The 25822-nt window shown below is 70.3% G+C and carries 15 protein-coding genes; 13 read left to right on the top strand and 2 right to left on the bottom strand.

Annotated features, from left to right (window positions below; genetic code table 11):
- Positions 1 to 14: 14 nt before the first annotated feature.
- Complete coding sequence (locus K8638_RS26870; protein ID WP_223757489.1) at positions 15 to 6005, bottom strand: Ig-like domain-containing protein; 5991 nt, start codon at positions 6003 to 6005, stop codon at positions 15 to 17.
- 20 nt (positions 6006 to 6025) lie between these two features.
- The gene (locus K8638_RS26875; protein WP_223757490.1) at positions 6026 to 7837 is read right to left on the bottom strand and encodes an OmpA family protein; all 1812 of its coding nucleotides are present in this window, start codon (positions 7835 to 7837) and stop codon (positions 6026 to 6028) included.
- A 245-nt stretch (positions 7838 to 8082) separates the two neighbouring features.
- On the opposite strand from K8638_RS26875, the gene K8638_RS26880 reads away from it, so the two are divergent.
- The 13 genes from K8638_RS26880 to tssG all read left to right on the top strand — a co-directional run bounded on the left by K8638_RS26880 (position 8083) and on the right by tssG (position 25803).
- Entirely contained in the window at positions 8083 to 10347 is a 2265-nt protein-coding gene (locus K8638_RS26880) for a type VI secretion system Vgr family protein (RefSeq protein WP_223757491.1), read from the top strand.
- 183 nt (positions 10348 to 10530) lie between these two features.
- Complete coding sequence (gene tssJ, locus K8638_RS26885; RefSeq protein ID WP_223757492.1) at positions 10531 to 11109, top strand: type VI secretion system lipoprotein TssJ; 579 nt, start codon at positions 10531 to 10533, stop codon at positions 11107 to 11109.
- On the top strand, positions 11106 to 12473 hold the full coding sequence (gene tssK, locus K8638_RS26890; RefSeq protein ID WP_223757493.1) for a type VI secretion system baseplate subunit TssK: 1368 nt from the start codon (positions 11106 to 11108) through the stop codon (positions 12471 to 12473). The genes tssJ and tssK overlap by 4 nt, the downstream gene beginning before the upstream one ends.
- A 15-nt stretch (positions 12474 to 12488) precedes the next feature.
- The gene (locus K8638_RS26895) at positions 12489 to 13223 is read left to right on the top strand and encodes a DotU family type IV/VI secretion system protein (protein ID WP_223757494.1); all 735 of its coding nucleotides are present in this window, start codon (positions 12489 to 12491) and stop codon (positions 13221 to 13223) included.
- A complete protein-coding gene (gene tssM, locus K8638_RS26900; protein ID WP_223757495.1) occupies positions 13220 to 16921 on the top strand; it encodes a type VI secretion system membrane subunit TssM in 3702 nt (1233 codons plus the stop codon). The genes K8638_RS26895 and tssM overlap by 4 nt, the downstream gene beginning before the upstream one ends.
- A 1-nt stretch (position 16922) precedes the next feature.
- On the top strand, positions 16923 to 17855 hold the full coding sequence (gene tagF / locus K8638_RS26905) for a type VI secretion system-associated protein TagF (protein ID WP_223757496.1): 933 nt from the start codon (positions 16923 to 16925) through the stop codon (positions 17853 to 17855).
- Between the two features lie 70 nt (positions 17856 to 17925).
- On the top strand, positions 17926 to 19839 hold the full coding sequence (gene tssA, locus K8638_RS26910; protein WP_370644117.1) for a type VI secretion system protein TssA: 1914 nt from the start codon (positions 17926 to 17928) through the stop codon (positions 19837 to 19839).
- Between the two features lie 79 nt (positions 19840 to 19918).
- Entirely contained in the window at positions 19919 to 20413 is a 495-nt protein-coding gene (tssB, locus tag K8638_RS26915; RefSeq protein ID WP_223757498.1) for a type VI secretion system contractile sheath small subunit, read from the top strand.
- A gap of 29 nt (positions 20414 to 20442) precedes the next feature.
- Complete coding sequence (gene tssC, locus K8638_RS26920) at positions 20443 to 21927, top strand: type VI secretion system contractile sheath large subunit (protein WP_223757499.1); 1485 nt, start codon at positions 20443 to 20445, stop codon at positions 21925 to 21927.
- A 114-nt stretch (positions 21928 to 22041) separates the two neighbouring features.
- A complete protein-coding gene (tssD, locus tag K8638_RS26925; RefSeq protein WP_223757500.1) occupies positions 22042 to 22533 on the top strand; it encodes a type VI secretion system tube protein TssD in 492 nt (163 codons plus the stop codon).
- 87 nt (positions 22534 to 22620) lie between these two features.
- Positions 22621 to 23016 (top strand): type VI secretion system baseplate subunit TssE, encoded by a 396-nt coding sequence (gene tssE / locus K8638_RS26930; RefSeq protein WP_223757501.1) that lies wholly within the window; start codon positions 22621 to 22623, stop codon positions 23014 to 23016.
- Between the two features lie 28 nt (positions 23017 to 23044).
- Complete coding sequence (gene tssF / locus K8638_RS26935; RefSeq protein WP_223757502.1) at positions 23045 to 24796, top strand: type VI secretion system baseplate subunit TssF; 1752 nt, start codon at positions 23045 to 23047, stop codon at positions 24794 to 24796.
- The gene (gene tssG / locus K8638_RS26940; protein ID WP_223757503.1) at positions 24760 to 25803 is read left to right on the top strand and encodes a type VI secretion system baseplate subunit TssG; all 1044 of its coding nucleotides are present in this window, start codon (positions 24760 to 24762) and stop codon (positions 25801 to 25803) included. The genes tssF and tssG overlap by 37 nt, the downstream gene beginning before the upstream one ends.
- The last annotated feature ends 19 nt before the right edge of the window (positions 25804 to 25822 follow it).

The following is a 25822-nucleotide window of genomic DNA, read 5'->3' on the forward strand; positions in this document are numbered from 1 at the left end:
AGGGCCCTCATGGCTCAGCAGCGACGACGGCGCCGGCTCGCCAGCAGGGCAAGCCCGCCCAGCCCCACCAGGGCCAGAATGGGGCTTGCCTCCCCTCCCCCGCTGGAGCAACTCAGGCCGCCACCCTTCGTCCGGACGTCGGAGCCCAGGTAGACGCGCCACGAGATGAGCTCGGGCGAGGAGTCCCGGTTCAGGGCGGCGTCCACCGCCCGGACCTTGAGCGTGTACGTGCCCTCGAGCAGCTCCTCATAGACGAGGGTGGCGGAGCACGGCAGGTAGTCCTCGCCGTTGAGGCTGCACTCGAACTGGGCGTCGGGCTCGTTCGACGAGAAGCGGAACGAGGCGCGTGGCACGCGGATGCGCACGTCCGGCTTCTCGTCCACGCGCGTCTGCGGCTCCAGCGTGTCCACCGAGAACCGCCGCGCCTCGCTGGCGGTGCTGGTGTTCATCGCGGCATCCACGCCCAGCAGGTGCGCCTCGTGCTCGTCGTTCCCCAGGTCCAGCGCGGGCGTGAGGCTCCAATTCCCCGCCGCGTCCACGTCCACCGTCTGCACCTCCGTCCCGTCCACGAAGAGCACCACCCGGGTGCCCGGCTCGGCCGTCCCGCTGAAGGTCGGCCGCGCCACGTTCATCCTCCGCCCTTCAGAGGGCTCCACCAGCACCGGCACGGCGGGAGCGAGGGTGTCGATGGTCCACTGGGCCACCGCGGGCGAGGGGTCATCGTTGAGGGCCGCGTCCGTGGCGCGCACATAGAGCGTGTAGGCGCCGTCCTGGAGCGTGTACTGGAACGGGTCGGGACACGCCGTGTAGTCCACGTTGTCGAAGCTGCAGAAGAGCGAGGCTCCCGGCTCGGTCTGCGCCTGGAATGACACCTGGGGCGTGGACACGAGCGGGTCCGGCTTGCTGCTCAGGGTGGTCTCGGGGGGCCGCAGGTCCACCGTCCAGCGGAACAGCTCCGTCGGGCTGCCGGCGTTGCCCAGGTTGTCCACCGACTGCACCTGGAAGGTGTGCTCGCCATGGGTGAGGCCCGAGAACTGGGCCTCGCTGATGCGGTTCACCGCGTCCACCACGGTTCCGCACCGCGAGAAGCCCCGGCCGTCCAGGTCGCACTCGAAGGTGACGTTGTCCTTGTTGGTGCTGAAGCGGAACGTCGCGCTGGGGGAGTTGGTGAGACTTCCGGGCGTGCTGACGAGCGTCGTCCCCGGCAGGTTCGAATCGACCGTCCAGGTGAAGGAGATGTTCGCGGAGACGTTGCCCGTCGTATCGGTGCCGCGGGCCACCAGGGTGTGCTCGCCATCCACGACAGGGAACGTGGCCGGGTTGGAGCACGAGGCGAACACGGCATTGTCCAGGCTGCACTCGAAGGTGACCGCCGACTCGTTCGAGCCGAAGCCGAAGGTCGCCGTCTGGCTGTTGGTGCGCCCCCCCGGGAACCTGACGGGCGTGCTGGTGAACTGGATGACCGGCGCGATGCTGTCCACGAACCAGGGGTAGGTCTCGGGAGTGGGGTCCACGTTGCCCGACTCATCCGCGGCGCGAACCGTGAGCGAGTGCTGCCCCTGCCCCACGGTGAACGTATAGGGGCTGGTCACCCTCCGGAAGCTCATCTCACCATCGAGCCGGACGTCGAACACCGCGGCGGGGTCATTGGAGGAGAACTCGAACGTCGCGCTGGTTTCCCGGGTCAGCGCCGCCGGGCCGCTCACGATGGTCGTCTCCGGAGAGTCCGTATCCACGATGAAGGACCGCGCGCTGCTCGCCGGGCCCACGTTTCCGGCGGCGTCCCGCGCCGTGGCCGTCACCGAGTAGGCGCCGTCCGCGAGCGGGGCGAAGGTGAATGACCAGTTCCCACTGCCGTCCGCGGACGTCGCGGGCTGCGCCACCACCCCCAGCATGACGGTGATGGTGGCGTTCGCCTCGGCGGTGCCCTGAATCGTCGGGGTGCTGGTGATCGACCTCGTCCCATTCGTCGCGGGCACGGTGATGACCGGAGCCACGGGAATGACCGTATCCACCACCCAGATGGAAACGGCGGGGGTGGCATCCCGGTTGCCCGCCCCATCCACCGCCACCACCTCCAGTCGGTGGGAGCCGTCGGCGACAGTCACCGAGTGGCTCGCCGGGCACACGGCCTCGCTGCCGCTGTCGAGCCGGCAGCGGAACGTCACCCCGGACTTGTTGGAGGCGAACTGGAACGCGGCGGTGGAGGTGTTGGTGATGGAGGGCGGCCCGGACTCGATGAACGTGCTGACGGGGGACTGGTCCACGCTCCAGCGGTGCTCCGCTGGGGTGGCGTCCGTGTTCCCCGCGCGGTCCTTCGCCCGGGCGCGCAGCACGTGGGCCCCCTCGCTCACGGTGATGACGTGGGGGTCGTTACAGGCCTCGAAGGCTGCCCCGTCCAGGCTGCACTCGAAGTCGACGGGGCTCTCCGAGGCATTCAGGTCGAAGGTGGCCTGGAGCTGGTTGGTCTGGGCCGTGGGCCCGGAGACGATGGTTGCGTTGGGTATCGACGTATCGACGGTGAAGGAGTTGGCGGGATCGGAGTCCACGCTCTCATTTCCCGCTGCGTCCCGGGCTCTCGCCCGGACGTTGTGGGAGCCGTCGGCCAGCGTGGCCGTCAACTGCAACTGCCAGCGGCCGGCGGAGTCCACCAGCGGCATCGTCGCGTGGGGAGTGCCGTCGACCCGCACGATGATGGTCGCTCCGACCTCTCCCGTTCCGGTGATGAGCGGCGTCGCCGTGCTCACGAAGGACGCATTCCCGGGAGTGCTGATGACCGGCACCGGAGGGATGCCGGTATCCACCCGCCACGAGTGGACGGCGGGCGTGGGGTCCGCGTTGTCCGCGGCGTCCAGGGCGCGTACGAGCAGGGTATGCGGCCCCGCTCCGACCGTGGGCGTATGCGAGGCGGGGCACGAAGAGTAGTCCGCCCCATCCAGGCTGCACTCGAACCGGTTTCCCCCCACCGAGGTGAACGTGAAGGTGGGCGTCGTGTCGCTGCTCGGGTTGGTGGGCGACCCGGTGATGGTGGTCTCGGGCGGCGTGAGGTCCACGGAGAAGTTGACCGTGGTGTTCGCGCTGGAGTTGCCGGCGGCGTCGCGTACCTGCGCCACGAGCGCATGGGTGTTCTCGGAGACGGACTGCGGAATCACGAAGCTCCAGCTCCCCGCGGCGTTGACGACCGCCTCTCCCTGGTGCTGGGTATCCAGGCTGATGGAGACGATGGTGCCCGCCTCCGCGGTGCCACGCACCGTCACCACGTCGGTATTGAGGGCATCGTTGTTGGCGGGAGCCAGCACCACGGGCGCCGACGGCGCGACGCTGTCCACGGTGAAGGTCCGCGTCACCGAGAAGCCGCTGGAGTTGCCTGCGGCGTCCTTCACCAGCGCCCGGAACCAATGGAGGCCCTGCCCCAGGTCGGCCGGCTGCGTCAGGGTCCAGGAGCCGCCGGCGGCTGCCGTGGCCGTCCCCTGCAACAACTGGTCATCCACGTACACCTCGACCGTTCCCCCCACTTCCGCCGTCCCCGTGTAGGTGGGGCGCACAGTGGTCAGCAGCGCCCCGTTGGCGGGCGTCGCCAGCGTCGGCGCCGAGGGCGCGACGGAGTCCACGGAGAAGGAGCGCGCCGCCGACGCGGCGCTCACGTTCCCGGCTCGGTCCCTGGAGCGGACCGTCACGGTGCGCGTGCCCTGGTTCAGAGGGGAGTCGGGCGTGTAGGTCCAGTCAGCCGTGCCGCTTCCCGTGTCGCTCACCTGGGCCTGTGCCTCGGGCATGCCGTCGATGGTCACCAACACCTGGAGTCCCACGTCGGCATCCGTGAGGGTAACGGTCCCTCGCAGAGTCGGCCGGGCCGTGGCCAGGACCTGGCCCGTGGTCGGGCTGCCCACGGCGGGAACCGCCGGCACAAAGGTGTCCACCGTGAAGAAGCGCAAGAGGCTCGACGCGCTGCCCTCCCCATTGGAGGCCGTGACACGGATGGAATGGGTCCCCTCGGACAGGGTCGAGGCCGTGTACGTCCACGAGGTGCCAGACGGGTTCACGCTATCCACCTCGCTGCCATCGATGAGGATGCTCAACGCGGTGGTATTGCCGCTGACCGTGCCGGTGAAAGTCGGCGTGTTGTCCGACAGGTATGCGTTCGCGGCCGGAGAGGTGATGGTGGGCACGCCAGGCATCGCGGTCGGGTCGAAGTCCATGACCGCGGGAGTCAGGTCGACGTTCCCCGCGCTATCGCTGGCGCGGACCCGCAGCGAGTGCCTGCCGTCGGCCAGCCCCGACATCCGGTAGGGAGACCGGCAGGGATTGAAGGGCCCCCGGTCCAGGCTGCACTGGTACGCGACGCCCGGCTCGGTGGCGCCGAACTCGAGCGTGGCCTCTCCAGAGGCCGCCAGTCCCGGGGCCCTGACAATCGACGTCTCGGGGGGCGTCACGTCCACGGAGAACATGCGCTCCGCGGTGCGCGGGCCCTGGGCCCCGGCGGCCACCGCCGCAACGGAGACCCGGTGCGGCGTCTCCGCGAGCCGGGCCTCGGGTACGAAGGCCCACGCGCCGGTGGCGTCCGCGCGCGTCCGGCCCAGCGCGTCGCCATCCACGAAGACGATGACCTCGTCCCCGGACCGCGCCGTGCCGGAGAACAGCGGCTGCGCGGCGGGCAGCACCGCGCCCTCGACGGGCACGAGCAACACCGGCGCGGGAGGAGCGCGGAAGCCGCCCTCGAGCAGCTCCACCACGCCCTGGAAGCGCGCGTCGTCCACCGCCGTGGGCGAGGCCCCATTCGAACCGCCATCCACCGCCACTCCCGCACGTCCCGGCTCCACCCGCGCGGCACAGCTCGAGCCCGCCTCGGCCTGGAAGAGGACACGCCCGCCACCGCCACCACCGCCGGGCGCCCGGAGCGCCCGCCCGGTGCTGTCTCCACCCCGGCCACCCTGCGCCAGCAGCTCCGCGCACGAGGCCGCCTCCGCGACGCGCAGGGAGATACTGCCACCGGCGCCACCGCCACCCGCGCCATCATTCACGGAGCTGCCGCCCGCCTCACCCGAGGCCTCCAGGCGGCCGCTCCCGACGAGCCGGGACGCGCGCACGAAGATGATGCCGCCACCGCGGCCCCCATCCGGCCCCGGCGGGTCCGCCAGCCCATGTCCGGCGCCGCCACCACCGCCGAAGGTGAGCCGCTCCAGCAGGGACTGCCCCGCCACGGCGCCTCCCAGGCCGCCCACGTCGCGCGCGCCATCATCCGTCGCCGTCCTGCCGCCCTGCCCTCCCTGGCCACCATGCCCGCCACCGCCGCCACCCGACTGCCGGCACACCCCACCACCGCCACCATTGGCGTCATTGCCACGGCCCGTCAGCAGCGGAAGGGCGGTCGTCGGAGGCGCCACGCTCTCACCGCGCTGCGCCCCACCCGCGCCCTCCAGGCTCAGCGCGCCGCACCCCGCGGCGTTGGTCCAGTCCCGGACATACGCACCGCCACGGAAGCCCGCGCCGCGCGCGTCGATGAGCCCCTGGTTCTTCACGATGCCCGTGGCCAGGAAGGCCACCACGCCCCCCGTCTCTCCATTCCACGGCTCCGCGGCCAGGCTTCCGCCGCGAGCAATGGTGACGTCGGTGTACTCGGGGACGCGAAGCACCTGGGTGCCCGGGGCGTCGAAGAACTCCACCAGGGGCCGCGTGAGATTCAGCGTCCGGCTGCTCACGGTGGCCACCCGGGCCAGCTCCCAGCGCCCGGCGCCCGCCGTGTCGGCGGTGCCCGTCCCGGTGGCCTGGAGCACCAGGACCAGGTCACCGTTGCCGAAACCGGCGGTGGACGACACGGGGATGGCCGTGGCTCCCGCCCCCAGGGCGGACGTCACGCGCGCCGCGGCGTTGACCTTCACGCCCGGAGCCGTGACGGTCAGCGCGCCATCCCTCCCGCTTCCGAGACCGAAGGCATCCGGCTCGGCCGCGGCGGTGGCGGCCAGCAACAACGTACCCAGCACCCACGCATGGGGCAGCGACGTTCTCATAGGTCGTCTCTTTCCTGGCCTCACCGGGGGGACTCCGCCTTGTCGCTCTGCGAGTCCACGATGATGAACTCCACGCGGCGGTTGTTCTCACGGCCGATGGAGGTCGCATTGGTGTCGATGGGGCGGTCCTGCCCGTAGCCCTGCGCCTGCAGGCGCTCGGCGGGAACGCCCTTGCTGATGAGGTACTGGCGCACCGCCTCGGCGCGCGCCTGCGTCATGCGGCGGTTCGCATCCGGGAAGCCGCGGTCGTCCGTGTGCGCGCCCACCACGATGAGCGGCATCTCCGGGTGCTCCTTGATGACGCGCGCCACCCAGTCCAGCAGCTCGTGGGAGCGCGACAGGAGCCGCGCCTGCGAGGGCTCGAAGAAGACCTTGCCCAGCAGCACCAGCCGGCCGGGCCGGATCTCCACCAGCGGCTGCACGTGACCGGGGCAGCCCTGGTTCTTCGGGTCACCCGGCTCGTTCGCGCAGCTGTCGATGCGGTTGGGCACGCCGTCCTTGTCCGCGTCGGACTCCGGGCAGCCGTTGCGCTCGACCGGGCCGGCCTCGTTCGGGCACGCGTCCTTGTCGTTGTCGATGCCGTCCTTGTCCGCGTCGCGCACCGGGCAGCCGCGGTTGTCCGCGGGCCCCGCGTCATTCGGGCAGCTGTCGGTCTCGTCCGGCGTCTCGTCCTTGTCCGCGTCCCGCAGCGGGCAGCCCTGGTTGGCCGCCAGGCCCGGCTCGAACGGACAGGCATCCAGCATGTCCTCCAGGCCGTCGCTGTCCGTGTCCTTGGCCGTGCAGCCGCTGCGCGCGATGTCGCCCGGCTCGGAGGGACAGCGGTCCACGGAGTTGCGCACGCCGTCGTGGTCCTCGTCCATGTCGGGGCACTCTTCAATCGTGTGCGGGAGTCCGGGCTCGCAGTTGACCGAGGACTCCCCCGGCCCGCGCCGCGGCGTCGCGTCACCGAAGGCCCCACCCGCCATCACCCGGAACAGCGGCGTCCCCGGCGCCGAGCCCACGCCCACGCCCGCCATCGCGAACATCTCGAAGGTGGGGTTCACCAGGTAGCGCACCCCGGGCAGCAGCTCCGCCGCGCCCGGCTGGCTCGTCAGCGGCACCATGCCCCGGACGTTCAGCTCCCAGCGCAGCCGCCGGCCCGTCGTCGCGAGCGCCGCGCCCAGGCGCAGCTCGTTGCCAATCTGGTCATCCGGATCCACCCGGGGCGTCAGGGCCTGGGTGGGCCGCTGCAGGAAGCCCAGCTCCACGCCAGCGCGCAGGAACCCGAAGTGCCGTCCTACCATCACCTTCGGCGCCAGGCGCCACTGGTCGGGGTCGCTCGCCAGCGCGGACGCGTTCCCCAGGGGCATGCCCACTCCCAGCTCCACCGCCAGGTCCACCCCCCCCTGGTCATCCTGCGTGAGCAGCCCCGCCCGCACCGACACCACGGGCGTCCCCAGCCCGAAGGACGACGGCCGCAGGTAGCCCTCCGCCTCCACCTCCGTGCCCGTTGCCTGGTACAGCGCCGGGACCTGCAGGCCCACCTGCAGCCAGTCCAGCGGCGCGTAGGCCGCGGCGACATGCGCGGTGGCGCGGCTCCCCACGATGCTCAGGGACTGTCCGTCCATCTCCAGCATCAGCGGGTTGTGTGCGTAGTGCGCCACCACGGAGAAGCGCATGTCGCCCACCGGCAGCAGCTCGCCCATGCCCACCAGCAGCGAGCCCTCCGCGCCGGGATTCAATTCCAGCCGCTCCAGCTCGAAGCTGGGGAAGGCGCTCTGCGCGACGGCGGCCGAGGACGTCAGCGCCAGTGCCAGCGCGAACCCGCGGTGCAGGAGCTCTCTTCTCTTCATGGTTCTCCCGGGTGGAAGCCGTCTGGGTACCCCGGAGTCGCCAGCGGTTTCAAGCTGGCCCCCCTTTTCCACTCTACACCGAAGCATGACTCTTTCCGTCAGGCCCCCCACGAAATGGCCCGGATGCTTCTCAGTCCCGATGAAAATTTCGTGTCAGGGCTCCCTGGTAGGCCAATTCATGGCATGCTGTTGCACCACTCACGGACCCCGCCTTCCAAGCGGGGCCTTGCGCCGGGGGACTCAAGATGATCGCGAACGCAGCCCTGCTCGCCAATCAGGCCGAGTTCGAGTTCCAGGCAGGTCCCTTCACCTCCGGTGAGCTGGCGGTGCTCGGCTTCGAGGCCGAGGAGACGTTGTCCCAGCCCTACACGGTGGAGGTGGCCCTGGCCGCCCGGCCCGACGTGGAGGTGGACGAGAAGTCCTTGCTGGGCAAGGACGCCCGTCTCACCATCATGCTCGGCGACGGCACCGCGCGGTTCTTCACCGGAATCGTGTCGCGCATGTCGCGCTGGGATGAAGGAAGCGGCCCGGAGCGCCGCCGCTACCGCGCCACCGTGGTGCCCCTGCTGTGGACGCTGCGCCACCGCCGCAAGAGCCGCATCTTCCAGGAGATGACCGTCCCGCAAATCGTCCACAAGGTGCTGGACGAGGCGAAGGTGGAGCACCGGCTCGCCCTCAACGGCTCCTACCCCACGCGCGACTACTGCGTGCAGTACCGCGAGTCCGACCTGGACTTCATCTCCCGTCTCCTCGAGGAGGAAGGCATCTTCTACTTCTTCGAGCACGGCGAGGACGCCCACACGATGGTGCTGGGTGACGGCGCCTCCGCCAACCCCGCCATGCAGGGCGAGGCGAAGCTCGTCTTCCGCGAGCGCAGCGGCATGATTGCCGCGCAGGAGTACGTGCACGAGCTGGTGGCGCGCACGGAGGTGCAGCCCGGCGCCGTCGCGCTGCGCGACTACAACTTCCTGCGCCCCTCGCAGGACCTGGGCACCAGCTCGGAGGCGGAGGGCGGCGAGACGGCGCTGGAGATCTACGACTACCCCGGCCGCTACGAGGAGTCGGGCACCGGCCGCAATCTCTCGAAGGTGCGCCTGGAGGAGCTGCGCGCCCGCACGGAGACGGTGACGGGCGCCAGCTACAGCCGCCGCGTCTGCGTGGGCCAGACCTTCGAGCTGGCCGAGCACCCCGACGACGCCCTCAACCGCAAGTACCTGCCCATCTCGGTGCGGCACGTGGGCCACCAGTCGGAAGCGCTGAGCATCGAGCAGGGCTCGCTGCGAAGCCGCGAGGGCTACCGCAACGAGTTCCTCTGCCAGCCGGCCGAGGTGCCCTTCCGCCCTCCCCGGGTGACGCCCCGCCCGGTGATTCCCGGCGCCCAGACGGCCATGGTGGTGGGCCCCGCGGGCGAGGAAATCCATACCGACGAGCACGGCCGCATCAAGGTCCAGTTCCACTGGGACCGCGAGGGCAAGCAGAACGACAAGAGCTCCTGCTGGATTCGCGTCAGCCAGGCCTGGGCGGGCCCGGGCTGGGGCGCGCTGTACCTGCCGCGCATCGGCCATGAAGTCGTGGTGGAGTTCCTCGAGGGAGACCCGGACCGGCCCCTCGTCACCGGCAGCGTCTACAACGGGCAGAACCCGCCGCCCATCGACCTGCCCGGCAACAAGACGCAGAGCACCCTGCGCTCCAGCTCCAGCCCCGGCGGTGACGGCTCCAACGAGCTGCGCTTCGAGGACGCCGCCGGCTCCGAGCTCGTCTATCTGCACGCGCAGAGGGACTTCAACATCGTCGTCGAGAACGACAAGACGCAGGAGGTCCGCGGCAACGAGACGCTCCTCGTGAAGAAGGACCGCTCGCGCATCATCGAGGGCAACCAGGCCCTCGAGGTGAAGAAGAACGACGACAGCACCGTCCAGGGCAACCAGACGCTGGCCGTCACCGGCAACCGCTCCACCACCGTGGCCGGCAACCACACCGAGGCCGTGGCGGGAGACCAGTCCATCAGCGTCAGCGGCAACCAGAGCCTCACCGTGGCCATGGCCTCCGCGGAGACCGTGGCCCTGGGGAAGATGGTCAACGTCGGCGGCGCGCTCGCCCTCACCGTGGGCGCCGCCTTCAACGAGCTCGTCGGCGGGCTCAAGTCGGAGCAGGTCGGCGGGGCGAAGGTGGAGGTGGTGGGCGCCAAGAAGTCGGAGACGGTCAAGGGCGCGCGCACCCTCCAGGTCGGCGGTGACCTCTCGGAGGAGATTGGCAAGTCCCGCACCCTCAAGGTGGACAAGGACATGCTCGTCAGCGTCGGTGGCAAGGTCAACCATGCCGCCAAGGACGCCTACACCCTGTCCGCGAAGGAAATCTCCCTCGTCGCGCAGGAGCAGTTCACCCTGAAGGTCGGCTCCGCCACCCTTCAGGTGAAGAAGAACGGAGACGTCGTCATCAAGGGCGCGAAGATCGAGGTCAACGCCAGTGGTGACGTCGTCATCAAGGGCTCGAAGATTTCCGAAAACTAGGACCCGCCAGGCCGGCCCATGGGGGGGGGGTGGCTTGAAACCGGTCCGTCCTGTCTGGCAGTTTACGCCTCGCACGTAACCGCTCGGCGTTACGGGCGCTCTTTCCAAGGAATGTGGATGTTGGCGCAAAGACACACTGGCGCCGTGACGGGGGGGCAGGCCGTCCGGGGTCTTCGGTGGGGTGTGGTCGCCGCGCTCGCGCTGGTCCTGGGCGGGAGTGCCGGCTGCGCGAAGCGCGTGCCTCACGCCTGTGAGACGCCCCCGCCCTTCCAGGTGGTGGTGGACGCGTCGGAGCAGCTCAACCCCGACTCTCGCGGGCGCTCCCTGCCCACGGTGGTGCAGATCGTCCAGCTCAAGGACAGCGTCCGGCTGGAGCGCGCGAGCTTCAAGGATTTGTGGGGCAAGCCCGAGGAGCTCCTCAAGGAGGACCTGCTGCAGGTGGCGGAGGTGGTGGTGCCGCCGGGCCGGCAGGTGAAGCGCTGGGTGCAGCGTGATCCGAAGGCGCGCTTCGTGCTGGCCATGGGGCACTTCCGGCAGCCACTGGGCTACTCGTGGCGCACGGTGGCGGTGCTGCCGCCGGTGGAGGAGTCACGCTGCGTGGAGCGCCCCGCCGGAGACCAGGGGGAGCCCAGGCCGGGTGACGAGGTGTTCCGCTACCGGCTGCAGGGCTACCAGATCGACTTGATGCTCCGGCCCGTCACGCAGGCGCCGGAGTCCCAACCCCAAGTGGGCGACAGCGAGTCGCCGCGGAGAGGCGCATGAAGTCCGTGCAGCGAGTCGTGTGGTCGGAGGGCATGTTCATGAGCCCCCACCACCTCCAGCAGCAGGACCTCTACCACGAGCAGCTCCTGGACGTGCGCCTGGCGGCGCTGGAGCCGTACCCCTGGGGCGTGGTGTCCCTGGAGGTGGACATGGAGGCGCTGCGCGCCGGCCAGGTGCAGCTCACGCGCTTCATGGGCGTGCTGCCGGACGGGCTGCCCGTGTCCTTCGAGTCCGGGGACGCCGAGGCCCCGCCCGCGCGCCCCGCCGAGGGCTACTTCCCGCCCGCCCAGCGCACGCTGGACGTGTACCTGGGGGTGCCGCGCGAGCGCAGCGGCGTGGAGAGCTACGGCAGCGGGGAGCGGCTGGGCGGCAGCCCCCGCTACACGCCCGCCGCGCGCCCCATCAGTGATTTGACGGCGTCCACCTCCATCTCCCAGGTGGCCTTCGGCCAGCGCAACGTGCGGCTGCTGTTCGGCACCGAGTCGCGCGACGACTTCGAGGCCATCAAGCTGTGCGAGCTGACCCGCGACAAGTCGGGGAGCCTGACGCTCGTCGAGTCGTACATCCCCCCGTGCCTGCGCATCGACGCGTCGCCGTTCATCATGAGCGAGCTGCGCACGCTGTTGCGGCTGATGGTGTCCAAGCAGCGCCAGCTCTCCTCGCGCCGCCGGCACCGGGACGCGTCCGCGCTGGAGTTCACCGCGGGCGACGTGACGCTCTTCCTGGAGCTCAACGCGCTCAACGGCACCATCCCCTACCTCCAGCACGCGCTGGACGCGGGCAACCTGCGCCCCCGGGACGTGTACCTCACGCTGTCACAGACGGCGGGGCAGCTGTGCACCTTCTCCGCGAACGCGGACCCGTCCACGCTGCCGCCCTTCCAGTTCACCAACCTGCGCGCCACCTTCGAGGAGCTGTTCCGCCGCATCGCCGAGCTGATGCGCTCGGTGGCGCTGGAGCAGTGCCTGAGGGTGGACCTGTCGGTGGGAAGGGACGGCATGTTCCGCGGGCAGCTGGAGGACGAGCGGCTGGAGCGCTGCGGCCAGTTCCTGCTGGCCGTGCGCAGCGAGCTGCCGGAGAAGACGGTGGCGGAGCAGCTCCCCAAGCTGTCCAAGCTGGCCGCGGGGGACGATATCCGCGCGCTCCTGCAGGCCGCCGCGCCCGGCGTGCCGCTGGCCGTCACGTACCGCCCGCCGCCCGAGGTGCCGGTGCAGCCGGGCACCGTCTATTTCAGCCTCAGCCTGAACGACAGCTACTGGAAGAACGTGATGAGGGACAGGAACCTCGCGCTCTACCTGCCGCTGCCGTTCGATGCCAGCCGTACGACCGTGGAGCTGCTCGCGGTCCCCACCGCCAACCGCTGACGCCCTGACCTGCCCATGGATCGAGTCACGGAAGCCACGAAGGACTGCTTCGACGCCGCCATTCAATTGCGCGGCTCGGAAGCAGCGGCCATTCCCCCGCCCGAGACGCTGCACCACCGCCTGCGCGGCGTGGTGGACGAGATGCTGCGGCGCGCCGCGGTGCTGGGCTTCAGCCACCAGGACGCCCAGGACATGGCGTACGCGCTGGTGGCGCTCATCGACGAGGTGGTCCTCGGACGGCCGGAGGAGTACCGGCAGTTCTGGAGCTCCAACCCGTTGCAGCTCTTCTACTTCAACGAGAACGTCGCGGGTGACGGCTTCTTCAACCGGCTCAACTCCGTGCGCAAGGACCCGCACCGCGCCGAGGTGCTCCAGGTCTACTACCTGTGCATGCTCTTCGGCTTCCAGGGCCGCTACCGCATCCGCGGCGGCGAGCTGGAGCTGATGACGCTCATCGACACGGTGCAGAAGGACCTGGAGCGCGCGCGCCCCTTCGACTTCGACGTGCTGTCGCCGCATGGCGAGCGCCCCACCGAGTCGCTGCTGTCCAAGCGCAAGAAGGCCTCCGTGCTGGGCATCTCCGCGGCGGCGCTCGGGGTGGCGGTGCTCTTCTACGGGGTGCTGCAGTTCTTCCTCAATGACACGGTGGGCGAGCTTCAGAGCCGCATCGAAGTCCACGCCGCCAAGAACACGGCCAGCTCGGCCAACAGCCCGGCCGGAAGCACGGCCTCCACGGGAGGCACGCCATGATGGCGTACCTGCTGCCGCTCTTGGGCATTGGCGCGCCCACCTTCGCCCTGATGAGCTTCATGGGCTTCACGCCCCAACAGGCGGCCCTCTTCGGCGTGCTGGCGGGCCTGCTGGCCATGGGCGTGGTGTGGCTGGTCAAGCGCATCCGCGCCCGCGCCGCCTCGAAGAAGCTGGAGGGCGCGCTGGCGACGCAGGCGGAGGAGCAGGCCGCCACCGTGCGGCCGGACCTGCAGCCCGAGATCAAGGCCATGCAGGCCGAGTTCACCAAGGCGGTGGAGGCGCTGAAGACCTCCAAGCTGGCGCGCGGCGGCAAGGACGCGCTGGCGGTGCTGCCCTGGTACCTCATCGTCGGTCCCCCGGGCGCGGGCAAGAGCACGGCGCTGCGCAACTCCGGGCTGAAGTTCCCCTACCTGTCCGCGCGCGGCGGCGTGCGCGGCGTGGGCGGCACCCGCAACTGCGACTGGTGGCTCACCAACGAGGCCGTCATCCTCGACACGGCGGGCCGCTACACCAGCGCCGAGGAGGACCGCCCCGAGTGGCTGGCCTTCCTCGACACGGTGGCGAAGCACCGCCCCTCCCGTCCCATCAACGGCCTCATCGTGGCCATCAGCGTCAGCGAGCTGATGAACGCGGACCCGCAGGCCGTGGGTGAGATGGGGCAGACCATCCGCGAGCGCCTGGATGAAATCACCACCCGGCTGAAGATGCTGGTGCCGGTCTACGTGATGATCACCAAGTGCGACCTGCTGCCAGGCTTCGTGGAGATGTTCTCGGATTTGTCGCGCGTGGAGCGCGGGCAGATATGGGGCTTCACGGTGCCGGTGGAGCAGCAGCGCGAGGCCAGCACGGACCTGTTCCGCGAGCGCTTCGACGAGATGCTCTCCGTGCTGGAGCAGCGCTCGCTGCGCCGGCTGGGCCAGGAGCGCCGGCTGGAGACGCGCGAGAACATCTACGGCTTCCCGCAGCGCTTCGACGCGCTCCGGAAGAACCTCTCCGAGTTCCTGCAGCCGCTCTTCCTGGAGAACGTGTTCCAGGACACGCCCGTCTTCCGCGGCCTGTACTTCAACAGCGGCACCCAGGACGTTCGCGCGGTGGACAAGGTGTCCCCGTCCGCGGCGGAGCTGTTCGGCAGCACCAACGGCCGGGCGCAGACGGAAGGGGCCACGGAAGGGCGCAGCTACTTCCTCTGGGACGTCTTCACCAAGGTGATGTTCCAGGACCAGCAGATGGCGGTGCGCAGCTCGCTCGAGGAAGCGAGGGTGCGCCGGCAGCGGATGATACTGGCGGGCGCCGCCATGGTGGCCACCGCGCTGCTGCTGTCCCTGCCCACCCTCTCCTTCTTCCAGAACCGCGCCATGGCGGAGGCCGTCACCAAGGCCATCACCGACGTGAATCTGGACCCGCGTGACGACATCCGCCGCGTGGAGGACCTGATTCCGCTGCGCAACCGGCTCCAGGAGCTGACCGAGTACGAGGAGGACGGCGCGCCGCTGTACATGCGCTTCGGCCTGTACCAGGGCGACAAGCTGCTGCCGCAGGCGCGCCAGTTCTACAACGCCGCCCTGCGCCGGGTGCTGCTGGGCAAGCAGTTCGAGCTCATCCAGCAGCGGCTGGACGCCTTCGGGAAGAACCCGGACCTGCTCGAGGTGCGCAACGAGTCCGACTACAGCAAGCACTTCGACGCGTACCGCCAGTACTTCGACGACCTGAAGCTGTACCTGCTGGTGACGACGCCGAGAGACCCCCGCGAGCCGGAGCTGGACGAGACGCAGCAGAAGTGGCTCGTGCAGCAGATCGTCAACCACTGGAAGCGGGTGCGCGGCGACGCGGTGGACGAGCGGGCGGTGGAGAACCACGCGTCCACGTACCTGCGCATGCTCGCCAACGAGCAGATGCTGCCGGAGGAGCAGAAGCCCGCGCGGGCGCAGCGCATCGCCTTCCCGCGCGAGAAGGGCGTCATCCTCGCGGCGCGGCGCTCGCTCAACAACGTGCCGCTGGTGCGCCTGGAGCTGGCGCAACTGGTGGCCAACGTGAGCAACGAGTTCCCGGACGTGACGCTGGAGCAGCTGGTGGGCGCGGTGCCGGAGATGAGCGCCCCCCTGCGCGTGCGGGGCGCCTTCACGCGCAACGCCTACGAGCAGATCATCCGCCAGCGCATGGAGCTGGCCTTCCAGGACCAGCAGTCCTGGGTGCTGGACCGTGACGAGAAGGTGGACGCGGTGGAGTCCCGCCGCGAGCTGCGCACGCGCTACTTCGAGGCCTACATCCAGGAGTGGCGGGACTTCCTCCTGTCCATCCGCGTGCAGGCGCCGGAGAACCTCACGCAGATGGAGAGCCTGCTGACCAACCTGACGCGCGGCAAGCCCAAGCCCTACGGCCGCCTCTTCCAGGCGCTCGCCCACAACCTGCAACTGGAGCGGCGCGAGGCGCAGGCGGCGGAGACCGTGGCCAGCAAGCTGCCCAAGCCCATCCAGAAGTTCTTCGGCTCCGACCCGGAGAAGGCCGTGGAGCCCAAGCGCGAGATGCTGGACCCGAGCTCGCCTTCCGGCGCGGAGGAGGTGACGGCGCGGGACGTGGCGCGGGAGTTCGCCTCGCTCATCCGCTTCACCACGGAGAAGTTCAAGACGGAGGACGGGCAGGAGGAGCTGTCGGCGCTGACGTCCTACGAGGACCAGCTCTCCATGGTGCAGACCACCCTGCTGGCGGTGAAGGACAAGCCCGCCGAGTCGGGCCTGCTGCTGGACAAGATCGAGTCCACCCGCACCAACGTGGACCTGATGGTGCGCAAGCAGGCGGACAACGTCGCCATCTTCGAGCGGCTGCTCTTGCCGCCCTTCCAGGAGATGCGCTCGGTGGTGTTCGAGGGCGTGGCCGACGGCAAGAGCAAGCTGTGGTGCGAGCAGGTGGTGGAGCCGTACCAGCAGGCGTTCAAGGGCCTCTACCCGTTCGACCGGACGTCGCAGAAGGACGCGCCGCTGCCCGAGGTGGCCGAGTTCCTGCGCCCCGAGGGCGGCATGGTGCGCAAGTTCGTGAAGGAGCAGCTCTTGGAGGACGTGGTGGCCACGGGCCGCAAGTGGGAGTTCACCTCGTCGGGTGGCGCCATGTACCGGCCGGAGCTGCTCACCTTCCTGGAGAAGCAGGGCGCGCTGGCCACCACCCTCTTCCCGGGTGGCGACACGGTGGACCCGCTGGTGCGCTTCCAGGTGCGCCTGCGCCCGGGCGTCTCCGCGGACGGCGCGGCGTCGCAGATCTCCTCCATCACCTTCACGCTGGACGGCACGGACGAGACGTACCGCAACGGCCCGGACACGGTGTGGAAGCCGATGATCTGGCCCGGCCAGGCCGGCAAGCTCGGCGCGCGCATCCTCGTGCAGAGCGCGGATGGCTCCACCGAGACGGCGCTGGAGGCCGAGGGCGAGTGGGGCCTGTTCCGCCTGCTGGAGCGCGTCAAGCGCATCGAGCCCAGCGCGGACGGCCGCTACTTCACTGCGACGTGGGAAATCGAGGAGATGAACGGGGCCCTGGTCTCCATCGACTTCCGGCCCGAGCGCACCGCCAACCCGTTCTTCGGGCTGTCGGGCAACACCTCGAAGCTGCTGGCCATCTTCCGGGACCCGGGGCTGCAGCCGCCCCTGGGCATCTCCCGCAAGGGGCGCGGCTGTGCCCCGCAGGCCGTGGCGGCGGACGGAGTCCGGTGACATGACGGTGCAGTCGCAGCGCATCGGCCTGCTGGGCAAGACGCCCCGTCAGGCCGAGTTCATCCGGCTCAACGCCGCCACGCCCCTCGCCCGCCAGCTCTATGGCTGGATGGAGGAAGGGGTGGAGCGCGCGAGGCGGGCCCGGGTGGACCTGCCCGCGGAGCCGGTGAGCTTCGTCTTCACCGCCCCGGGACAGAAGCAGGCGCTGGTGGGGCTGATGACGCCCAGCCATGACAGCGTGGGGCGGGCCTTCCCGCTGGCCGTCTTCACCGAGGTGGCCTCGGCGGCCACCGCGCCGCGCTACGCGCTGACGCCGGAGGCCTTCCAGCCCTTCCTGCGCGCGGCGGGCGTGCTGGCGCGCTCCGCGGCGGAGCTGGAGGTGCCACAGCTGCTGGAGCGCGCCGCGGTGCTTCCCCTGCCCGGCCCGGGTGACTTCAGCGTGGCGCAGCGGCTGCGCGACGCCGCGCTGGCGGACTACCGCACCCAGGACCTGCTGGGCCCGGTGGTGGAGGGCACGCCGGACGGCGGCCGCTACTACGCGCTGCACACCTTCCTCACCGCGTGCGTGGGGGAGCGCGGCCGCGAGCAGTCGCTGGCGGGCGTGGCGCTGGACTGCCCGCTGGACTCGCGCGTGGGCCCGGTGGCGTGGCTGGAGCTGTCCGCGCGCCTGCTGCGCTGGCCCCACCAGCCGCCCGCGTTCTTCTGGTCCGAGGGGGACAAGCCCCGGCTGCTGCTCAGCCTGGGCGCGCCCACCCCGGCCGCCTTCCTCGCCCTGGCCCAGCCCGGCCGTCCGGGCGCCCAGGTGTGGCCGCTGCGCACGGACCGGCCCGCCGCCATCGACAACGCGCGCAAGGGCCTCAAGGCCGCCGCGCGACAGGTCATCGACGCTCCCTCCACCACCCTCGAGCAGCTCCTGCGCGCGCTGGCTCCCTGACCCTTCCTGCCGCCTTATGCCGTCCACCCTCGAAGAGCTCCGAGAACGTGCCCGTCCCTGGTCCGAGCCCGTGCCCGGCGCCGCCCCGGCCGGCATGCAGGCGAAGCACGAGCCCGCCTACGAGGCCATCACCACCGAGGTGGCCAAGCTGGAGTCCCCCGCGAGCGCGGGCGTGCGCTGGGACGACGTCGTCCAGGGCGCGGGCGAGCTGCTCAAGAGCACCACCAAGGACCTCTGGCTGGCGTCGTACATGGCCTATGGCCTCTACGCCACGCGGGGCGTGGACGGCGCGGCCACCGGGGCCGCCCTCATCGCCGAGGTGACGGAGCGGTACTGGCCGGACCTCTTCCCGGAGCTGAAGCGGCTGCGGGGCCGGGCCAACGCCGTGGGCTGGTTCGTGGAGCGGCTGGGGAAGATGCTCCCCTCGGTGGAGCAGGCCTCCGTCAGCGCCGAGTCCCTGGAGGCACTGGCCCTCGCGGTGAAGCGGCTGTCGCAGCTGTCCCGCGAGCGCTTCGCGGACGCGGCCCCCGCCTTCGGCCCGCTCCAGGACGCCATCGCCCGCCTGCGCGCGGGGCTCCCCGAGCCCGCTCCCGCCCCCGAGCCGGACGCAGTGGCACCGGAAGGCGCTGCCGCCGGGAGCGGGCCCCACGAGCCCACCTCGGCCACGAGCACAGCGGACTCGCCCGCGTCCGGCGCACGGGGCCAGGCCACGGGCACCGCTGACGCGCCCGCGTCCGGCGCACATGGCCAGGCCACGGGCACCGCTGACGCACCCGCGTCCGGCGCACGGGGCCAGGCCGCGCGGGCCGCTTCCGCGCAGAGCCCGAGCGCTCCCGGAGCACAGGCCGCGCAGGCCCGGGGCGCCGGGGCGCCCCCCGCGTCCGCGCAGGCCACGCCCGTGAGGGCCGCGCAGGCCATGCGCGTCGCCCAGGTCGTCCCGGCCGCGCCCGCCCAGGCCGCGGCGCCCGTCGTGGTGCCACCCCTGCCCGCGCTTCCCTCGGCGCCGGACCTGTCCAGCGCGGAGGCCGTCACGGACTTCCTGCGCACCGTGGGCACCGCGCTGCTGGGCGCCGCCGGAGCGCTGCGCCAGGCGAGCGACGTGGACCCGCTCCCCTACCGGTTGCTGCGCCTGGGGCTGTGGCTGCACCTGTCCCGGCCTCCGGCCGCCGGTGCCAACGGCCGCACCCCGCTGCAGCCGCTGCCGGACGCGCTGCGCACCAAGCTGGAGACGCTGGAGACGAACCAGCGCTGGGCGGACCTGCTGGACGAGTCCGAGTCCGCGCTGGGCCAGCACCGTTTCGCGCTCGGCCTGCACCGCTTCAGCGCCGCCGCGATGAAGGGCCTGGGGGACTCGCACGCCTCCGCCCGCGCCGCGCTGGTGCAGGAACTGGGCAATCAGTTGCGCCGCATGCCCGGCGTGGAGGAGCTGCTCGCCGCCAACGGCACGCCCCTCACCGACGAGGCCACCCGGGCCTGGCTGCGCGCGGAGGTGCTCACCGCGAGCGCCCCGGGCACCGCCGCGCCCTCCGCTCCAGGCGCGGCGCCCATGGCGCTGTCCCTGCCGCCGCTCGAGCTCACGCCCGAGGTGTCCACCACCGGAAGCGGCGCTGCCCTGGAGGACGAGGCGCGCGCGCTGCTCGCGGAAGGCCGCGTCCACGAAGCCGTCACCCGGTTGCAGGGCGCCGTCGCCGCCGCCACCACCGGCCGCGCCCGATTCCTCTCACGACTGGCTTTGGCGCGGCTGTGTGCCAATGCGGGACAACTCCCGCTCGCGCGTGCCGTCTATGACGTGCTCGACGAAGAGGTGTCTGCCCATTCGCTCGACACGTGGGAGCCCGCGCTCGCGGCCGCGTGCCTCGAAGGGTGGTTGTCCACCCGCACCCCCGAGGAAAAGGAGGGGGGGCGGTTGGCAGTCAAAGTGCGAAACCGGTATCGTCGTCTCGCGCGGCTGGATTCTTCCGCCGCGCTGCGCGTCGGTACGTAACCCCCGTTGTACCGCGGCGAAGCTCCCCCCTATGCGACGCCCGCGCTTCAAAACGTAGCAACCAAGGAGAAAGCCGCAGATGAGCAAAGAGAGTTCTGTCGCCCCTACCGAGCGCGTCAACATCGTCTACAAGCCGGCCACCGGCAATGCCCAGGAGCAGGTGGAGCTGCCGCTGAAGGTCCTGATGATGGGGGACTTCACGGGCCAGGCCGATGACCGCCCGCTGGAGCAGCGCGCGCCCATCAACGTGGACAAGGGCAACTTCAACGAGGTGATGGCCCAGCAGAACCTGAAGGTCACCCTCACCGCCGCGGACAAGCTGTCCGCCGACCCGGGCGCGACCATGAACGTCACGCTCCAGTTCAAGAACCTGAACGACTTCTCCCCGGAGAGCGTCGTCAACCAGGTGCCCGAGCTGAAGAAGCTGCTCGAGCTGCGCAGCGCGCTCAACGCCCTCAAGGGCCCCCTGGGCAACCTGCCCGCGTTCCGCAAGAAGCTTCAGGCGCTGCTGGCCGACGAGGAGGGCCGCAAGGCGCTCATCAAGGAGCTGGGCCTCAAGGACGAGACCAAGTAGCCCTTTCCTTCCGGGGGATTTGACACACCATGGCCAACGAGACCCAGACCCAGAAGTCCACGGGCGTCGCCGCCGACGCCTCGCTGTCCCTGCTCGACGAGATTCTCTCCGAGGCGAAGCTCAAGCCCAAGGACGAGGGCTATGACGTCGCCAAGCGCGGCGTGCAGGCCTTCATCACGGAGATGCTGTCGCCCAACCGCTCCGAGGAGCGCGTGGACAAGGCGCTCGTCGACGCGATGATCGCCGAAATCGACAAGCGCCTGTCCGCCCAGGTCAACGAAATCCTCCACGCCTCCGAGTTCCAGAAGCTGGAGTCCTCGTGGCGCTCGCTGAAGTTCCTCGTGGACCGCGTGGACTTCCGCGAGAACACCCGCGTGGAGATGCTCAACGTCTCCAAGGAGGACCTGCAGAAGGACTTCGAGGACGCGCCCGAGGTCGTCAAGAGCGGCCTGTACAAGCTGGTGTACTCCAACGAGTACGGCGTCTTCGGCGGCAAGCCCTACGGCGTCATCTGCGGCAACTACGACTTCAACGTCGGCCCGCAGGACATGGACCTGCTGCGCAAGTGCGCGTCCGTCGCCGCCATGGCCCACGCGCCCTTCATCGCCAACGCCTCTCCCGAGGTGTTCGGTGAGCAGAGCTTCCTCAAGCTGCCGGACCTCAAGGACCTCAAGTCCCTCTTCGAGGGCCCGCAGTACGCCCGGTGGCACTCGTTCCGCGAGAGCGAGGACGCGCGCTACGTGGGCCTGGCCATGCCGCGCTTCCTGCTGCGCCTGCCCTACGGTGAGAAGACCGTCCCCGTGAAGGCCTTCAACTTCACCGAGGACGTCGTCGGCCACCATGACCGCTACCTCTGGGGCTACGCCTCCGTCGCCATGACGAGCCGCGTGGCGGACTCCTTCGCCAAGTTCCGCTGGAGCCCGAACATCATCGGTCCCCAGTCCGGCGGCGCCGTGGAGAACCTGCCCCTGCACCAGTACGAGGCCATGGGGGAGATCCAGACCAAGATTCCCACCGAGGTCATGCTCACCGAGCGCCGTGAGTACGAGCTGGCCGAGGAGGGCTTCATCGGCCTCGTCTTCCGCAAGGACTCGGACAACGCCGCGTTCTTCAGCGCCAACTCCGCCCAGAAGCCCAAGTTCTTCGGCAACACGCCCGAGGGCAAGGCCGCGGAGACCAACTACCGCCTGGGTACGCAGCTGCCGTACATGTTCATCATGACCCGCCTGGCGCACTACATCAAGGTGCTGCAGCGCGAGCAGATTGGCAGCTGGAAGGAGAAGTCGGACCTCGAGCGCGAGCTGAACCACTGGCTCAGCCAGTACATCTCGGACATGGACGACCCGGCGCCCGCGGTGCGCTCGCGCCGGCCGCTCCGTGCCGCGCGCGTGGTGGTGGAGGACGTGGACGGTCAGCCCGGCTGGTACCGTTGCAGCCTGCAGGTGCGCCCGCACTTCAAGTACATGGGCGCGTCGTTCACCTTGTCCCTGGTGGGCAAGTTGGACAAGGAGTGAGCCCGGTTCACTCTCTGTCGGTCAGATCAGGTAGTTTGTAAGGGCTCCATCACCCGGGCTCACCGTGAGCCCGGACCCACCCCGCGCGAAGGCGCATTGCGAAGAGGTTGAAGCATGGCTGAGTCAGTACACCTGTACCTGAAGGCGAACGGCACGGACATCAAGGGCGACAGCACCCAGACGAGCCTGGGCCGCGCCGACTCCATCGAGTGCGTCTACTACGACCAGAAGGTCTTCACCGCGCGTGAGGCCGGCTCCGGCCTGGCGACGGGCCGCCGCCAGTACGAGGGCATCACCATCCGCAAGCGCATCGACAAGTCGTCGCCGCTGCTGATGAAGGCCCTCTGCGAGAACCAGGTCATCGAGGCGACCTTCAAGTTCTTCCGTCCGAACCCGACGGGCGACGGCACCACCGAGCAGTTCTACACGACGTCCATCAAGAAGGCCCGGGTCAACAGCATCAAGCAGTACGTCCCGGACTCCTTCGTGCCGGCGAGCACCAACCTCCCGCCGATGGAGGAGATCACCTTCGTGTTCCACACCATCAACTGGACCATCACCAACGGTGGCGTGACGCACGAGGACACCTGGGACACCCAGCGCTGAGTCATGCGCTCCACCCACCGGCCGCCCGCGCAGTCGTGGACGCGGGCGGCTGGAGGTGGGCCTTCCCGCTGAAGACAGAAGACACCCATGGGCTCCCGAGGCTTGTTGTCCCGCATCGCCGAAGGCAACGGCACGCTCGCGCCTCCGGGCGACGTGGTGGAGTCCATCGCCGAGCACCTGCGCAACCTGCTCAACACGCGCAGGGGTGAATCCGTGGCGGCTCCGACGTACGGCATCCTGGACCTGAACGACATCGTCCACTCGTACCCGTCGGCCATTCCGCGGATGACGCAGTCCATCCGCACGGCCATCCAGGACTTCGAGCCGCGGCTGAAGAACGTGGTGGTGCAGTACGCCGAGGACCCGGCCGACCCCACGGCGCTGCGCTTCGACATCACCGCCCAGCTGGCCACCCGGGACAGGCGGGGCATGGTGCGCTTCCACACGCAGGTGCATCCGGGCGGGCGAGTGGACCTCTGGTGAGCCACGCGGTGAGAGGCAAAGGGCGAGGATGTTCAGCAAGTACTACCTGAGCGAGCTGTCGTACCTGCGGGAGATGGGCCGCGCCTTCGGGCTGGCCAACCCCTCCGTCGCGGGCCTGCTGGTGGAGCGCGGCGCGGACCCGGACGTGGAGCGGCTCCTGGAGGGCTTCGCCTTCCTCACGGCGCGCATCCGCGAGCGCGTGGACGACGACGTGCCGGAGCTGGTGCACGGCCTGACGGAGCTGCTGCTGCCGCACTACCTGCGGCCCCTGCCCGCCTCCACCATCATCGAGTTCTCCCCGCACCTGCGCGCGCTGCGCGGCCGCTCGCGCGTGCCGGCCGGGGCGGAGGTCGCCTCGCATCCCATCGACGGCACCTCCTGCGTCTTCCGCACCACGACGGACGTGGACCTGCTGCCGCTGCAGCTCACGGACGCGCTGCTGGACCGCGCGTCGATTACGGCCCCGGTGCTGCGGCTGTTCTTCCAGACGACGGAGCAGGGCCGCGCGGAGGTGTTCCGCCCGCAGGGCCTGCGCCTGTTCATCCACGGCGAGCTGTCCGCCGCGTCCGTGGTGCTGCTGTGGCTCATGCGCTACTGCCGCCAGGTGCGCGTGCGCGGCGCGTCCTCGGAAGGCGACGGCATCCGGCTGCCGGCGAACTCCCTCCACCCGGTGGGCTTCGACCGGGACTTCAAGCTGCTGCCCTGGCCGCGCGCCAGCGAGGGCTACCGCCAGCTCCAGGAGTACCTGACGCTGCCGGAGAAGTTCCTGTTCTTCGAGGTGCGCGGGCTGGACGCCGCGGCGTCCCTGAAGGAAGACCGGTTCGAAATCGCCTTCCACCTGGAGCGGCCGCCGCCCCTGGACGCGCGCATCCACCGGGAGATGTTCCGGCTGCACTGCGCGCCGGTGGTCAACCTCTTCAGCGTGCCGGCGGACCCCGTCCTCCACCACGCGCTGGACAGGGAGCACCTCTTGCGCGCGTCGGACCTGCCGCCCAACCACGCCGAGGTGTACTCGGTGGACACGGTGACGGGCCTGCAGGCCGGCCGCAACGAGCGGCGCCTGTACCGGCCCTTCTTCGAGTTCAGCCACACCGCCGGAGGCACCGCGGAGCAGTCCTTCTACCGGCTGCGCCGGGTGCACTCACCGCTGGATGACTGCATCGACACGTACATCACCCTGGAGACGCCGCGGGACGTGGCGCCGGTGCTGGGCTCGGAGGAGGCGCTGTCCATCGACCTGACGTGCACCAACCGCTCGCTGCCCTCGCGCCTTCAAGTGGGTGACTTGACGGCCTCCACCGCGGCCAGCCCCACGCAGGCGAAGTTCAAGAACATCTCCCCGGTGAGCCGGCCGGCGCGCCCGCCGCTGGGCTCGGAGCTGCACTGGCGCCTCCTGTCGCACCTGGCCATCAACCAGCACTCGCTGGCGGACGCGGCGGCGCTGCGGCGGCTGATGGACCTCTACAACTTCCACTCCCTCACGGACAACCTGGCGGCGCGCGCCAGCCGCCTGCGCATCAACGCCATCCGCCAGGTGGAGACGAAGCCGGTGACGCGCTTCCTGGAGGGCGCGCCGCTGCGGGGCCACAAGACACGCGTGGACCTGGACGAGGAGAACTTCATGGGCGTGGGTGACTCGTTCCTCTTCGGCTGCATCCTGGAGGAGCTGCTCGCGTCCCACGTCACCATCAACTCCTTCAACGAGCTGAGCATCCGCCTCCACCCCTCGCAGACGGAGTACACGTGGCTTCCGAGGAACGGAACGCAGACGCTCTTGTAGAAGCGGCCCGGGAGCTGGCCGAGGCGGCGCCACGGGCGGGCTTCTTCCCGCTGGTGGCCTTCCTGGAGCGGCTGACGGCCCAGGCGGTGCGCGTGGGCGGGGCCGGCCCCGTCAACGAGGAGATGATCCGCTTCCGGCACGACCCGTCGCTGGGCTTCCCTTCCGGGGATGTGAATTCGGTGGCGCTGCACCGGGTGCCGGTGCGGGCGGAGGACCCGTACTCGCGGCGGCCGCTCTTCGAGGTGGTGACGAGCTTCCTCGGGCTGACGGGCGCGGTGAGCCCCCTCCCCCACTACCTCGCGGAGGAAGTCGCGCAGGAGGACCCGGACCACCCGGTGCGGCGCGAGTTCCTGGACCTCTTCCACCACCGGCTGCTGTCGCTGCTGTACCGCATCGAGTCGAAGTACCGCGTCACCAGCGAGACGGACACGTCCTTCAAGGACCAGTGGTCCAGGCGGCTGCTGGCGCTGGGCGGCTTCGACACCTACGAGAAGCCACTGGAGAGCAGGCTGCCGACCTGGCGGCTGCTGCGCATCGCCCCGCTGCTGGCCGGACGCTTCCGCACGGCGGAGCAGCTCGAGGTGGCCCTCCAGGACGTGCTGGGAGACGACCTGGAGGGGGCGCGGGTGTCGGTGCGCCAGTTCGTGGGCCGGTGGGTGGACATCGACGCGCGGGTGCAGCTCGGGCGGGCCAACCACCAGCTCGGGCGCAACATGCTGCTGGGCGGCAAGGCCTTCGACAGGACGGGGAAGATTCAAATCCATGTCGCCCCCCTGCCGCCGCGCGCCTACAGGCGGCTGATGCCGGAGGGGGATTTGCTCCCCCTCGTCCGCGAGGTGGTGGCCCTCTTCGTGAAGGACCCGCTGGAGTACGATTTGGAGCTCGGCCTCACCGAGGGGGTGCAACAGCAGTTCCGCCTCTCGAAGAAGGAACCGAGCAAGTTGGGCCGGGACACGTGGCTGGGCAACAGCCAGCAGACGCAGCTCAGCGTTCCCGTGGCGAGATGAAATCCCGAGCGGGCATGCC

The organism is Myxococcus sp. RHSTA-1-4 (genome assembly GCF_020037125.1).
In the GTDB taxonomy this organism is placed as follows: domain Bacteria; phylum Myxococcota; class Myxococcia; order Myxococcales; family Myxococcaceae; genus Myxococcus.

Bases quoted from the DNA above. Each gene is read 5' to 3' on its own strand.
- tssK (WP_223757493.1), top strand. From the start codon at position 11,106: ATGAAGTCCGTGCAGCGAGTCGTGTGGTCGGAGGGCATGTTCATGAGC.
- K8638_RS26895 (WP_223757494.1), top strand. From the start codon at position 12,489: ATGGATCGAGTCACGGAAGCCACGAAGGACTGCTTCGACGCCGCCATT.
- K8638_RS26880 (WP_223757491.1), top strand. From the start codon at position 8,083: ATGATCGCGAACGCAGCCCTGCTCGCCAATCAGGCCGAGTTCGAGTTC.
- tssC (WP_223757499.1), top strand. From the start codon at position 20,443: ATGGCCAACGAGACCCAGACCCAGAAGTCCACGGGCGTCGCCGCCGAC.
- tssM (WP_223757495.1), top strand. From the start codon at position 13,220: ATGATGGCGTACCTGCTGCCGCTCTTGGGCATTGGCGCGCCCACCTTC.
- tssF (WP_223757502.1), top strand. From the start codon at position 23,045: ATGTTCAGCAAGTACTACCTGAGCGAGCTGTCGTACCTGCGGGAGATG.
- K8638_RS26875 (WP_223757490.1), bottom strand. From the start codon at position 7,837: ATGAAGAGAAGAGAGCTCCTGCACCGCGGGTTCGCGCTGGCACTGGCG.
- tagF (WP_223757496.1), top strand. From the start codon at position 16,923: ATGACGGTGCAGTCGCAGCGCATCGGCCTGCTGGGCAAGACGCCCCGT.
- K8638_RS26870 (WP_223757489.1), bottom strand. From the start codon at position 6,005: ATGAGAACGTCGCTGCCCCATGCGTGGGTGCTGGGTACGTTGTTGCTG.
- tssE (WP_223757501.1), top strand. From the start codon at position 22,621: ATGGGCTCCCGAGGCTTGTTGTCCCGCATCGCCGAAGGCAACGGCACG.
- tssB (WP_223757498.1), top strand. From the start codon at position 19,919: ATGAGCAAAGAGAGTTCTGTCGCCCCTACCGAGCGCGTCAACATCGTC.
- tssD (WP_223757500.1), top strand. From the start codon at position 22,042: ATGGCTGAGTCAGTACACCTGTACCTGAAGGCGAACGGCACGGACATC.